The following is a 12,975-nucleotide window of genomic DNA, read 5'->3' as shown; positions in this document are numbered from 1 at the left end:
CTGTTGTAAAATGCTCAAGTTAGTGGTATCATTTTGGTAAAGTATTTGTTAACTTTGCAGAAGGGATTCGGTATATTGTATGGTCAGAGAAAAACGTATCGAAGAGATTAAGAAATATGTGGCGGATAACGGGAGTGTTTCACTCGACGAACTCTGTGAAAGATTCGGTATTTCCAAGAATACGGTCAGAAGAGATGTGGACGGTCTGGTGAAGGCAGGAGCGCTTAAGAAGGTATACGGAGGGGTGAGTTCCGTTTCAACCTCCCTGCAGGAGAGCAGCTATGATGCAAGGATGGCTCTTGAATCGGATGCAAAAGCGCAGATTGCCCGGAGGGCGGCGGAGTTTATCGAGGACGGGGACAGTGTTTTTGTGGATTCCGGCTCCACGACGGGGCGCATTGTGGACTATCTTCATGATAAAAAGAATGTCACGGTGGTGACGAATAACCTGGATTTTATTATGAAAGCGATTCCTTTAAACAATCTGAAGGTAATTGTATTTTCGGGAATTCTGGATCGCGATATTATGGCATTTACCGGGATTGATGACCAGACGGCCAGAATGCTGAGGAATTTTAATTTTAAAAAAGCGTTTTTGTCCGCTACCGGCGTGACGGTTGAATTCGGCGCGATGAATTCTATTTTGTCGGAGACGGCTTATAAGTCTACTGCCGTGGAATGGGCCAAGGAGAGGTATCTCCTTGTGGACAAGACAAAGTTCGGCAGCGTGACGATTAAGAGTTTCTGCAGACTGGAGGACATTGACTGCCTGATTACGGACGCCGCTCCGCCGGAGGATATTTCCCGTGCTATGAGAGAGAACGGCAGCCGGATTATTGAAGTGAAACGGCAGCAGGTGGAGTGAACCGGTTGCTGCGTGTGATAATACAGGGAGGGACGATAGAATGAAGTTTATTTTTGCAACAATTCATGTGAAAAACCTGGAGGATTCCATCCGGTTTTACGAGACGGTGATTGGTATGAAGCTGGCGCGCCGGTTTCCCGGCGGTCCACAGACAGAAATTGCGTTTCTGGCGGACGGCCCGGCGGAGATTGAGCTGATTTGCGATAAGAATGCGGAACATACGGGATGTGCCGGGGGACCTTCCCTGGGACTTTCCGTGGAAAACCTGGACCGGGCAATGGAGCAGATGAAGGAGCATGGCGTGGAAATTGTCAGCGGACCTTTCCAGCCGAATCCTTCTACCCGGTTTTTCTTTATTCAGGATCCGGATGGCGTGAGCCTTGAAATTATTGAGCAGAAATAAGAAAGAGCCGTTGCAGCCCGAAATGTGGTTCTGCGAAAAGAAATCAAAAACGGTCTGCCTGAAGGCATAGCCAGAGAGGTTTGGATATAATTAAATAAACAGTTTGAAGAATTTGAGGCCTGCGCCGGTGAGACGGTGTGGGTCTTTTTTTATATCATGGGCCCTCCAATGCTATAAAAGCCCTCCGATGCTATAAAAGCTCTCCAACGATATAAAAAAACTCCGAAGGTTTCCACGGAGCAGGCATTGACGGGCCTATTCTTACCGTATTGGAAATAAAATGGTAATTACTGGTAATATAAAAGTGAAAAATGATAATATGATTAAAATAATAACCATAAAATAACTAAAAGTTGATAAATATATATTGAAAACTTAACCATAATGTGATAGCATTAAATTACAATCTTACTAACGGGGTAACTAAAGAAGGAGGTTACAAAATGAAAAAAATGGGTTTGGCATCGATTCTTGTAATGATGGCATTGGCAGGGACGACGGTCGGGTGCGGAGGTTCCGGGAACAGTCAGCCGGCACAGAGCGCGGCTCAAAGCGAGGGCGCGGGGGAAAGCACGGAAAAAGCCGGTTCGTTGGCAGCAGAGACGGAGAAGAAGGAGGCTGCGGATGATGGAACGGTGTATGAGATTACGCTGGGAACCGTATGGGCGCCGGAACATTTTTTTGCCAAGGGAATGGATGAGATGGCAAAAGAGCTGGAAGAGAAATCAGGGGGCCGCTTTGTCGTAAAGAATTACCATAACTGTACATTGGGAAGTGAAAAGGATTTGACGGATGGAGTTTCCATGGGAACCGTGACCCTGGCCTGTCTGGGGCCCGGCCAGGTGGGCAACCTGTATGCGCCGCTTCTTGTATTTGACGCTCCGTATCTGATTCAGAACAACGACCATATGCAGGCGATTTCCAGAAGCGAAGTATGCAGGGGGATTTGGGAAGATTCTGCAAAGACAATAGGGGTACGGCCTTTGGGCAGTTTGTATCTGGGCAGCCGTTTTATCACGACGTCCAAGAAGAAAGTAACGGTTCCGGATGATTTAAAGGGCCTCAAGATAAGAGTGCCGGATCAGCCGATCAGCATTGCGGAATTTAAGGCATTCGGAGCGAACCCGACGCCGATGGCATACAGCGAGGTTTATCTTGCGCTTCAGCAGAATGTTGTGGATGGACAGGAGAACCCTCTGGTTCAGATTTCCACCGCGAAGTTCTTTGAAGTCCAGAAGTACCTGAGCAATACGGGGCATGTAGTCCAGATGATCAACCCGTGCATCAATGAAGATTTCTATCAGTCTCTTCCGGAAGATCTGCGCGGTCTGCTTACAGAAACGGTGGAAGAGTACTGTGTGAAGCTGAGTGAGGAGAGCGTCGGCCAGGAGGAAGCACTGCTCAAGGAACTGCTTGCCCAGGGAATGGAGCTTTGTGAGGCGGATAAAGATGCTTTCAGGGAAAAGGCAAAGGCCGTGATTCAGGAGTTCGAACAGGAATGGGGAGAGGGAATTTACGGAGAACTCCAGAACGTAGCGTATTAATGCAGCCGCTTAATACTTGAATGAGGAGTGGAAACAGATGATGGGAAAGGTGAAAAAAATAGTGGGAAACCTGGATCAGATGTTAATGGCCGTCACAATGGCGATTGTCTGCATCCTCCTGATTGTCCAGGTGTTTTTCAGATATGTTCTGAACAGTCCCCTCATATGGAGTGAGGAGTGCGCAAGATATATGTTTGTGTGGACCGTAATGCTGGGACTCGGATATAACGTCAGAACGAAAAACAATATTTCGGTTTCCCTTGTAACGTCGCGGCTTCCGCAGAGCATACAGAGGGGGATGGAATACATAACGGATTTAATTGTGCTTGCATCATATCTGTTCTGCCTCCCGCCGATTATGAAATACCTGGAGGCACAGAGCCGGATCCGGTCTACGGCCATGCGGATGCCGATGGGGCTTCTGGCGGTGTCCGTTCTGATCGGCGTTTTGAGCCTCCTGCTTCAGACCGCGGTATCATTCGTCATGAAAATAAAACATGACATGGAGAAGCGGAACATGGACAAGTATAACATGGAGAAGCGGAACATGGACAAGTATAACACGGAAAAGCGGGACATGGACAGGTATGACACGGAGACGCACAATGCAGAGAGGAGGGGAGAGGAATGACCATTGGATTGTTTATGCTTCTATTTTTCATCATGATCCTGTTGAATATTCCGATTGTGTACTGCATGTTTATCCCTTCCCTCGTGTTTCTGTATACAAATGGGATTCCGCTCAATGTGATTCCCCAGCGTCTGATCGCGGGCGTAGACTCGTTTTCGCTGCTGGCGGTTCCGCTGTTTGTACTGGCCGGGGCGGTGATGAACAGTTCGGGGATCACGGACCGTATTTTCTACTTTGCACAGAAGATGCTGGGACATCTGACCGGCGGGCTGGGGTACGCCAATGTGGCGGCCAGCGTCATTTTTGCCGGAATGTCGGGTTCCGCCATCGCAGACGCCGGAGGCCTGGGGGCCGTGGAAGTGCAGGCGATGAAGCAGCATGGCTATGATGAGGATTTCAGTCTCGCCGTGACTGGGGCGTCGTCGATTATCGGCCCTATCATCCCGCCCAGCATCCCGGCCATCATATTTGCCGTGTCGGCAGAGGTATCGGTGGGCAGGCTGTTTGTGGCGGGCGTCGTACCCGGACTTCTGATGGCGTGCACGATGTGCTTTTTAGTATATATGACATGCAGAAAACGCAATTATGTAAAAGATAAAAAGGCCTCCGCAGGTGAAAAATGGAGGGCGTTCAAGCGGGCGTTTTTCCCTCTGATGACCCCTGTAATTATCCTTGCTGGTACATTTTCCGGCATATTTACACCTACCGAGACGGCGAGCGCAACGGTGGTTTACAGTCTGATACTGGGTTTTGCCTACCGCTCCATCGGAATTCGGGAAATCCCCGGGGTTCTGATGGATACGGCCAGGACAACGGTCAGCGTGATGACGATTGTATCGGCGTCGGCGTTATTTTCCTGGGTGCTTACCTATGCCAAATTCCCGGAAGTGATGGCTGCGGCATTTACCGGCTTTGTGACGAGCAAAGCCCTGGCACTCATTGTAATCAATGTGCTTCTGCTGATTGTCGGCACATTTATGGACAATTCGGCGGCGATTCCGATTCTGGCCCCGGTGCTTCTTCCCATTGCGGTATCCTATGGAGTGGATCCGATCCATTTCGGGATTATCATGATTCTGAATCTGATGATTGGGCTTCTGACGCCTCCGGTGGGGATGGTTCTTTATGTGCTGGTCGGCATGTCCGATGTGCCGATGGAGAAGATTGTGAAGTGTATGCTGCCGTTTATCCTGATCTTATCTGCGCTGCTTTTGGTGATAACATTTGTTCCGGGTATCTCGATGACGCTGCCGTCTCTGTTTTTTCAATAAAGCGGGGAGAGGGTGTCAAGCGTAAATAAGACGTGCGGTATAGAGGAGGAGAAAAAGAGTGGATAGAATTTTATTTGACAGGAGTAAGCCGAGAGATCTTGTCGCCATCGGCCGTTCAGGAGTGGACCTGTATCCGGAACAGTTTGCCCCGATGGAAAAAGTGGTTTCATTTACAAAACATGTGGGAGGTTCCCCAACCAATACGGCTGTGCAGGCGGCAAAAATGGGGCTGGACACGGCCTTTATCGGAAATATTTCAGGCGATAAATTCGGCTCCTATGTAAAATACTACCTGGAACAGGAGGGCATAGACACGTCCGGGATGACGGTGGAACAGGAGCAGAATATCCGGCAGAGCCTGGCTGTTGCGGAGCAGAGGGAAAAAGGAAAAATTGAGTACTTTTTCTACAGGCAGGATCCGGCGGATCTCCATCTTAAGATGGATGCGGTGAAAGAGAGCTTTATCAGCCAGTTTAAAGTCCTGCTCGTTTCGGGTTCGTCACTGTGCGCCAGTCCGGCGCGGGAGGCCGTGCTGCTGGCCGTAGAATACGCAAAGAGGAATAATGTGACGGTTGTGTTTGATCCCGATTACAGGCGCGAGGGATGGTATTCGGAGGAGGAAACTTCGCTCTATTACCATATGGCGGCCGGGCTGGCGGACATTATCGTGTCCACCAGGGAAGAATTCGACATTCTGGAAAAAATTGTGAATCCGGGAAATAAGGACGACAGGATTTCTGCGGAAACCTATCTGGGACGGGGCGTAAGGATGGTGTGCATGAAGCGGGGCGAGGACGGAGCGGCAGCCTATACTCAGGACGGAGACGTCTATCAGGGAGCCGTTATGCCTGCTCATGTCTACAAAACGCTGGGAGCCGGCGATTCATTTTGCGGGACATTGATTGCAAAACTGATAGAAGGCGGGACAATACCGGAGGCTCTTAAGTTTGCGGCGGCGGCAGCTTCCATAACCATATCGGGCAAGAGCTGCTCCGATTCGATGCCTGACAAAGCCAGGCTTCAAAGCTATATGGAGGCGTACAATGAGGGGCGGATTGAACAGTGGGACGGCTGGAATCAGGAATAGAAAGAAGGAGAAGTTATGAATCCAACATTTACAGGTGTCGGAAAGACAACCAGGATGAAACGTATTTTCGGCGGAGACGGTAAGGCTCTGATGGTTGCCATCAATCACGGACTCGGATGCGGTCCCATAAACGGAATAGAGGACATGGACGGGCTTTTAAAATCATTGGTGGAGGAAAAACCGGATTCGCTGACCTTACATAAGGGGATAGCGCTCCGCCATATGGAACGCTTTGCGGGCGAGGTCCCGCTGATTCTCAAATGCACCAATGCGACGCGTTTCCTTTCGCCGGAGGAGACCGGAATTGCGCAGGTGGAGGAGGCGGTCACACTGGGAGCCGATGCCATTGCGCTGGGGCTGACACTGTGCAGTAAATACGAGGGGCAGGAGATAGAGAGGGCGGCCTCTTTTATCAGGACAGCGGAAAAATTCGGGATGCCCACGGTAACCCACAGTTATCCAAGCGGCGGTTTAATACCGGATTCGGAGCGCCACAGCGTGGAAAACGTCAAATATGCCGTCCGTGTTTCGCTGGAATTGGGGGTTGATATAATTAAGACATTCTGGACCGGTTCAGGAAAGACATTCGAGGAGATAGTAAGGACGGGGGAACCCGCCAAAGTCGTAATCTCGGGAGGTCCTCTGTGCCGTACGACACGCGAGTGTTTTGAGATGACGAAACAGGGGATGGATGCCGGGGCGGCAGGAATCACTTACGGAAGAAATATCTGGCAGAGCCGCTGTCCCGCCGCAGTCCTCAGGGGCCTCAGGGCGATTGTGCACGGCAAAGCATCCGTGGACATGGCGATGGAAGTGGCCGAGGACGCAGCCGGATGCCATTTGGAATAAGCGGTTTTGATGGCCGGGGGCGGTATTAGAGAATCATGTGGGGAGGAGAACGTGTCCAAAAATAAAATGATGAAAACAGCAAGGGTGTACGAGCCCTGCAGGATTGTGATGGAAGAGGAATCTATACCGGAGATAACCGAAACACAGGTTTTGCTGAAAATTCTGTGCTTTGGCGTGTGCGGCAGTGATATGCAGATTTATCACGGAAAGCATAAGGCGGTTACAATGCCTGTTGTGATGGGGCATGAAATGGCGGCCGTTGCGGTAAAAACGGGGGCTTGCGTCAGGCAGTTTAAAGAGGGGGACAAGGTCACCGTGGAGCCTCAGATTATGTGCGGTTCCTGTTACCCGTGCCTGACCGGACGCTTTAATGTCTGCGAGAATTTAAAAGTGATGGGAGTGCATGTGGACGGATGCAACCGCGAGTACTATGCGGTGGAGGAGAAGTTCCTTCATCACGTACCTTCCGATATGGAACCGGAGAAAGCGGCGCTGGCCGAACCGCTGGCGGTAGCGGTGGGATGCGTCGGAAGAAGCGGGAGAATACAGGGGGGAAATGTGCTTGTCGTCGGTGCGGGAACCATTGGGAATCTTGTGATACAGGCCGCGAAAGCCGCAGGAGCAAAGCGGGTACTAGCGGCGGACCGGAATGAGGAACGCCTTTGCTATGCAAAAATATGTGGAGCGGATGATACGGCCAATACGGAAAGCGTGGAGCTGAAGGCTGCGGTGGAGCAGTGTTTCGGGGTCAGGAAAGCTGACGTTATCATAGACTGCGCCGCAGTTCCGGCAGTTTTTAAACAAATCCTTCTTGCGGCCAGACCGGATTCCGATATTATCCTGACGGGAAATTATAAAGAGCCGGTGGACTTTGAAATTCCTCTGATCCAGAGGAGGGAGATTAATCTGCTGGGGCATATGATGTATGTCCGGGAGGATTTTGAGACGGCCATCCGTCTTCTCTATGAAGGGAAAATTGAGATTTCCCAAACCGTGAGCCAGAGATATCCCTTCAGCCGGTATCCGGAGGCTCTTGAGTTTGCGGACCGGAACCCGGAGAAGGTAATGAAGATGATTATTTATATGGGTGAGCAGACAGAACGGTAATCCGTTGTAAGTGCCGCGGGCAGTTAAGAAACAGGAACGCCTGCGGCATTTACAGTATGGGATTTACAGTATGGGATTTACAGTATGGGATTTACAGTACCGGATTTACAGTACGGCATTTCCGGTATCGTATTTTCAGTCCGGTATTTTTAGAGCCAGCTTTTTTCGGAACCACATCATGAAGGACACCGCAAGAAGAGCGGTCATAATTTCCGCCGACAGTGACGTCAGCCAGACGCCGTCAATCCCCAGAAATGCGGGGAGGACTAAAAGGGAGGCCAGCGGGAAGATAAAGGTCTGCCCGGATGAGATGGCCAGTGAGATAACCGGCCGGTTCATTGCCGTAAAGAAGGAACTTGCCGCCGTCCCGATCCAGTTTACCAGATAGGAGAAGGAGAAAAGCCGCATTGCCCGGGAAGACATGGCAAGCAGTTCCGGCTGGTTTCCCTCCATAAAGAACGGGATGATGAGATGGCCTCCCGTAAGCATAAATAACATGGCGGAAATGGAGATAACCGCTCCGGCCGTCATCAGGACCTTTTCCAGGCCGAACATCCGGCCGTATTTATCTGCGCCGTAATTGTAGCTGATGGCGGGCTGCAGCGCATCCACCATACCAAAGAGCATGGAGCTGACAAAGGAGTCAATGTACATGACAATCGAAAAAGCGGCGACCGCCATCGAACCGGACAATTTAAGCAGCACCGTGTTCATAATGACCATGAAGACGGAGGCGGAAATATTAGAAAAGAATTCCGAACTGCCGTTGCCGATGATATTTCTCAGTATGTGCCACGGGATGCGGGGAGTGACAAAGCGCAGAACAAGTTTCCTGCCAAAAAACGGCAGCAGCCCGATTAACGTTCCGATTGTCAGGCTGATACAGGATGCCAGCGCAGCCGAGGATACTCCCATCCGGAAATGCACAATAAAAAGCCAGTCGAGGAACAGGTTGGAGAGAGCGATAAAAATATTCATCCCCATACTGTAAATTGTCTTCCCGCAGACCCTTAGGTAATTGTCAAGGGCAAAGAAAATCATGATAAAAGGGGCGAAAACAGCATATACGCGCATGTATTCGACGGCGGCGTCCAGGACATCGGCTCCGGCTCCCATGAGCCTGACTGCCCAGGCGCCGCCAAAATATCCGGCCAGGCCTACCAGGCAGGAGATAGCGACGATAAAGAGGGCGCTGAAGCTGAAAACGCTGCAGGCCTCTTTCTCTTTTCCCTGTCCGAGACGGATGGAAATCTGGACGGAAGAGCCGACGGCCACCATGTCGGCCAATGCAAAACTGATCATAATGACAGGCATGACAAGGTTGATTGCGGCCAGCGCTCCGGCGCCGATAAATTTGCCGACAAAAATACCGTCGGCCACCATGTACAGGGATGAAACCGCCATTCCCGCCATACTTGGAAGGGCGCATCGGAAGAACAGCTTCAGGGGAGAGAGAGTGGCAAACATTTTATGTTCCATTATTCCCCACCCTCTTTCATCACTTCTTCACTGTACGTATCGAGGATACGGCAGAGAATATCCAAATGCTCTTTATCAAATTCTTTTTCAATTGTGCGGAGGGCGCGCTCGTAAGGGCGGTCATAGAGCTCCGAATTTTTACGGATTGCATCACTGACGCTCAGGTAATGAATACGCCGATCTGTTTCACACTGTGTCTTGACTACAAATCCCAGTTCAATCAGCTCATTTACCTTCTTTGTGACGGCCGGTTTCGATATCCTGAGCGTCTCGGCCAGGGAACTGACGGTGCAGTTCTCCTGAAAATCGATGACATCCAGATACATGACGCTGTTGTATGACAGGTTTCCGGTTACGGAACGGTTGATAAAACGGATATCATGGATTGTCATATTGTAATAGAGGCGGTTGAGGCTGCTTCTTAAATTCATAATTACACTCCTGTCTTTGAAAGATAGTTAACTAAAGATAATTAAATATGGTTAATAATATAACCAAATGGAAGGAAAGAGTCAAGGGAAAGAGTTAATTTTAGGAAAATTTTAGATATTGAAGTACTGTAGCAATGAAATTCAGCCACCGGCACACTGGGGGCTGGTTTTGCTGGGAGGTGAGGAAAACTTTAAGAACTGTTGCATAAAAATGCAGCAGTTTTTTTGTGAATATTACCGGTATATCTTCCGTTGACTTTGCTCAGGCGGTGTGGTAGCATATTTAATATAAGGTACTGTACTAAAAGTATACTAAAATAAAACGGGGGTACAAAAATGAAAGAAAAGAAAGCAATGAAAATACCACATCCTTATATCATTATATTTTTCATCATTGTGGTAAGTGCAGTTTTGACATGGATTCTTCCTTCCGGGGCGTTTAAGAGGGAGATGGATGAGGCGCTGGGAAGAGCGCTTGTAATTCCCGGCAGCTACGGGAGGATTCCTGCGAACCCGGTGGGGCCGTGGAGGCTTTTGGAATGTATCTATGAAGGGTTTGTCGCTTCGGCCGATATCAGCTTTTTCCTCCTCTTTGCCTGTGGCTATGTGGGGATTCTGATGAAGAGCGGAACGCTCAATGCGCTCGTGGGAACGATTCTCAGGAAGATGAAGGATAAGGATTATCTGCTGATTCCTATTTTCACCTGCCTTTTTGCGGTTGGCGGGGCGACATTCGGAATGCATGAGGAGGCCTGGGGATTTATCCCTCTGTTTGTGGCAATCGCGCTCTCTCTGGGATATGACAGGGTGGTGGGAGCCGGAATTGTGGAGCTGGGTACGGTGACGGGCTGCGCCGGGGCTATTTTTAATCCGTTTAACGTCGGCATTGCCAGCGGTATTGCGGGAGTGCCGATTACAACTCCGATGCTGACGGTTTTCCGCTGTGTGACGCTCGTTGTTTTTACGGCCTGTACGACCCTCTACCTGATGCACTATGCCGAAAAAATTAAAAAAGATCCGAAGAAGAGTGTTCTGTACGGAGTGAAGGAAGACGCGGTTTCCATGTCGCGGGAGGAGATGGTGGCGCTCCCGTTTTCCGGGCGGCAGAAGGTAACGCTGGCTCTCTTTGGAATTCTGATTGCCGCGCTGGCCGTCGGAGTGACAAAGTACGGTTTCTACCTGACGGAGCTGGCCGCGCTGTTCCTTGGATTTATGATCATTACCGGCTTTGTCAACAGGATGGATTTGACGGAACTGGCGGAGGCTTTTATTGAATCCTCCAAAGGGATGATTTTTGCCGTGCTGATGATTGGATTTGCCCGCTCGATTGAGGTGATTCTGACACAGGGAGGAATTATCGACACGGTCGTCTTATGGATGGCAAATCTGGTGCAGAGCCTGCCGCGCGGCCTGTCTGCTTTCGGCATGCTGGCGGTGCAGAATATTGTAAATATGTTTATCCCGTCCGGAACCGGACAGGCGGTTGTAATGATACCGATTATGGCCCCGCTCGCGGATCTTGTGGGCCTGAGCCGTTACATAGCCATTATGGCATTCCAGTTCGGCGACGCATTCTCCAACGTGTTCTGGCCGACGGCCGTGGCAATTACCTGCGGCGTCATGGGAATTGGAATGGACCGCTGGCTGAAGTTTGTGGCAAAGCTCTTTGGAATGATGTTTGTACTGCAGGCTGTTATGCTGACCATTGCGGTGGCGATTGGAATATAGAGAGAACACAGGGAAAGGTGAAAAATAATGGAACAGAAACTCCGGTGGATAAACGGTTTCACGAAAAGGCGGGAAGAAGAGTTTACAGGACTCAGCAGGGAAATATGGAATTATGCGGAGACCGGGATGGAGGAGGTGCGTTCTGCTTCCATACTCTGCCGGGTTCTTAAGGAAAATGGTTTCCGCGTGGAGAAGAATCTCGCCGGAATCCAGACCGCGTTTGTGGGGAGCTTCGGGGAAGGCAGTCCCGTCATCGGCTTTCTGGGAGAATTTGACGCCCTGGAAGGGCTGTCGCAGAAAGCCGGAATTGCCGCTAAGGAGCCGGAAAAAGAAAACGGGAACGGCCATGGCTGCGGACATAATCTTCTCGGCTGCGGTTCTTTGGCTGCGGCTGTTGCGGTAAAGGAATATATGGAGGAACATGGCCTTATGGGGACGGTCAGATATTATGGCTGTCCGGGTGAGGAGGAGGGTTGCGGAAAAGTCCACATGGCAAAAGCGGGCTGCTTTCTGGGACTGGATGCTGCGCTGACCTGGCATCCGATGGATTTTAACGGAATTGAGGGGAGGGGATCCCTGGCGGATCTGTGCATGAGTTTCCATTTTACCGGTAAGTCCGCCCATGCCTCATCCTGCCCTCATATGGGGCGGAGTGCGCTGGATGCCCTGGAACTCTTAAACATTGCCTCTAATTTTATGAGGGAACACATCATTCCTGAGGCCAGAATCCACTATGCCATTACCGACGCGGGAGGGACGGCCCCCAATGTGATTCCGGCCAGGGCATCGGCCGCCTATGAGGTGAGGGCGCCTAAGAGGGAGCAGGCGGAGGAACTGAAAGACAGACTGTTCCGTGCGGCCCGCGGAGCGGCGATGATGACGGATACGGAAGTGGAGATGGAAGACGGAAACAGTTACAGCGATTATATCCCCAATGACTGCCTGAACCGGATTGCCTGGGAACAGCTTCAGAAAGTGGAACTTCCCGTCTATACGGAAGAGGAGAGGGACCTTGCCGCCCGTCTCCGTCAGACTTTCTCAGAGAACGCCCGGGACGTGAAAGACAGAAAAGAAAGGTGGCAGGAACCAATCGCCGGAAACCTCGTTTCCTATGAGGGAACCGGCGGCTGTCTTCCGGTGAGCACCGATGTGGGGGATGTGAGTTATCTTGTTCCCACCGTGCAGCTTTACACGGCCTGCTGTGCGGCGGGAACACCGGGACACAGTTGGCAGATGGTCTCCCAGACCGGGTGCTCCATCGGAGAAAAGGGGATGATAACAGCCGCAAAAGTACTGGCTCTCACAGCGCTCCATCTATTCGAAAAACCGGAACTGCTCCAGAAGGCCTGGGAAGAACATAAAAGAAAAGTTGAATAATGAGAACGCCGCCGGAACGGCCGGGGTTCGGGATGGTGAGGGGAGGTTGTGAGTCTTCAGTCCCGGTTTGGAGGTTGTCGCGGGTGGGGAATCCGGGAGAAAAAGTTCCTGCGGGAAACGCTTGCGCTCTTTGGAGTACATAACGGACACTAGTGCGCCCAGAAAAGGGTGTGATATTTAACAGGTGGAAATCCTGTCCGGCA

Annotated in this window: 12 protein-coding genes; 10 read left to right on the top strand and 2 right to left on the bottom strand. The window is 50.8% G+C overall.

Translation table 11 applies throughout. From position 1 onward, the window contains the following. The first annotated feature begins 79 nt into the window (after positions 1-79). The 8 genes from QZT18_RS18630 (at position 80) to QZT18_RS18595 (ending at position 7,757) form a co-directional block, all read left to right on the top strand. On the top strand, positions 80-865 hold the full coding sequence (locus QZT18_RS18630; RefSeq protein ID WP_294150307.1) for a DeoR/GlpR family DNA-binding transcription regulator: 786 nt from the start codon (positions 80-82) through the stop codon (positions 863-865). A 40-nt stretch (positions 866-905) separates the two neighbouring features. Then, a complete protein-coding gene (locus QZT18_RS18625; protein WP_294150305.1) occupies positions 906-1,268 on the top strand; it encodes a VOC family protein in 363 nt (120 codons plus the stop codon). 443 nt (positions 1,269-1,711) lie between these two features. Continuing rightward, positions 1,712-2,812: a sialic acid TRAP transporter substrate-binding protein SiaP gene (locus QZT18_RS18620; protein WP_294150303.1), complete on the top strand. Its 1,101-nt coding sequence runs from the start codon at positions 1,712-1,714 to the stop codon at positions 2,810-2,812. Between the two features lie 37 nt (positions 2,813-2,849). Further along, entirely contained in the window at positions 2,850-3,443 is a 594-nt protein-coding gene (locus QZT18_RS18615) for a TRAP transporter small permease (protein ID WP_294150301.1), read from the top strand. After that, positions 3,440-4,714 (top strand): TRAP transporter large permease, encoded by a 1,275-nt coding sequence (locus tag QZT18_RS18610; protein ID WP_294150298.1) that lies wholly within the window; start codon positions 3,440-3,442, stop codon positions 4,712-4,714. Before QZT18_RS18615 ends, QZT18_RS18610 begins: the two co-directional genes overlap by 4 nt. Before the next feature lie 58 nt (positions 4,715-4,772). Beyond that, positions 4,773-5,801, top strand: a complete 1,029-nt coding sequence (iolC, locus tag QZT18_RS18605) for a 5-dehydro-2-deoxygluconokinase (protein ID WP_294150296.1) — start codon at positions 4,773-4,775, stop codon at positions 5,799-5,801. 15 nt (positions 5,802-5,816) lie between these two features. Continuing rightward, positions 5,817-6,650, top strand: a complete 834-nt coding sequence (locus tag QZT18_RS18600; RefSeq protein ID WP_294150294.1) for a class I fructose-bisphosphate aldolase — start codon at positions 5,817-5,819, stop codon at positions 6,648-6,650. Between the two features lie 51 nt (positions 6,651-6,701). After that, positions 6,702-7,757 (top strand): zinc-binding dehydrogenase, encoded by a 1,056-nt coding sequence (locus tag QZT18_RS18595; protein WP_294150292.1) that lies wholly within the window; start codon positions 6,702-6,704, stop codon positions 7,755-7,757. 135 nt (positions 7,758-7,892) lie between these two features. Here QZT18_RS18595 and QZT18_RS18590 read toward each other — a convergent pair whose 3' ends face one another. Continuing rightward, on the bottom strand, positions 7,893-9,236 hold the full coding sequence (locus QZT18_RS18590; protein ID WP_294150290.1) for an MATE family efflux transporter: 1,344 nt from the start codon (positions 9,234-9,236) through the stop codon (positions 7,893-7,895). After that, positions 9,236-9,667, bottom strand: coding sequence for a MarR family winged helix-turn-helix transcriptional regulator (locus tag QZT18_RS18585; RefSeq protein ID WP_294150289.1), 432 nt, complete (start codon positions 9,665-9,667; stop codon positions 9,236-9,238). Before QZT18_RS18585 ends, QZT18_RS18590 begins: the two co-directional genes overlap by 1 nt. Positions 9,668-10,003: 336 nt before the next feature. Between QZT18_RS18585 and QZT18_RS18580 the strand changes: the two genes are divergently transcribed. Then, positions 10,004-11,395 carry a YfcC family protein gene (locus QZT18_RS18580; protein WP_294150287.1) on the top strand — a complete coding sequence of 464 codons (1,392 nt, stop codon included), beginning with the start codon at positions 10,004-10,006 and terminating at the stop codon, positions 11,393-11,395. Positions 11,396-11,422: 27 nt separating this feature from the next. Beyond that, positions 11,423-12,772: an amidohydrolase gene (locus tag QZT18_RS18575; protein WP_294150286.1), complete on the top strand. Its 1,350-nt coding sequence runs from the start codon at positions 11,423-11,425 to the stop codon at positions 12,770-12,772. Positions 12,773-12,975: the final 203 nt, after the last annotated feature.

This window comes from uncultured Clostridium sp., from assembly GCF_900547735.1.
Taxonomy (GTDB): Bacteria; Bacillota; Clostridia; order Lachnospirales; family Lachnospiraceae; genus Otoolea.
This window is presented reverse-complemented; position numbering and strand designations above follow the sequence as displayed.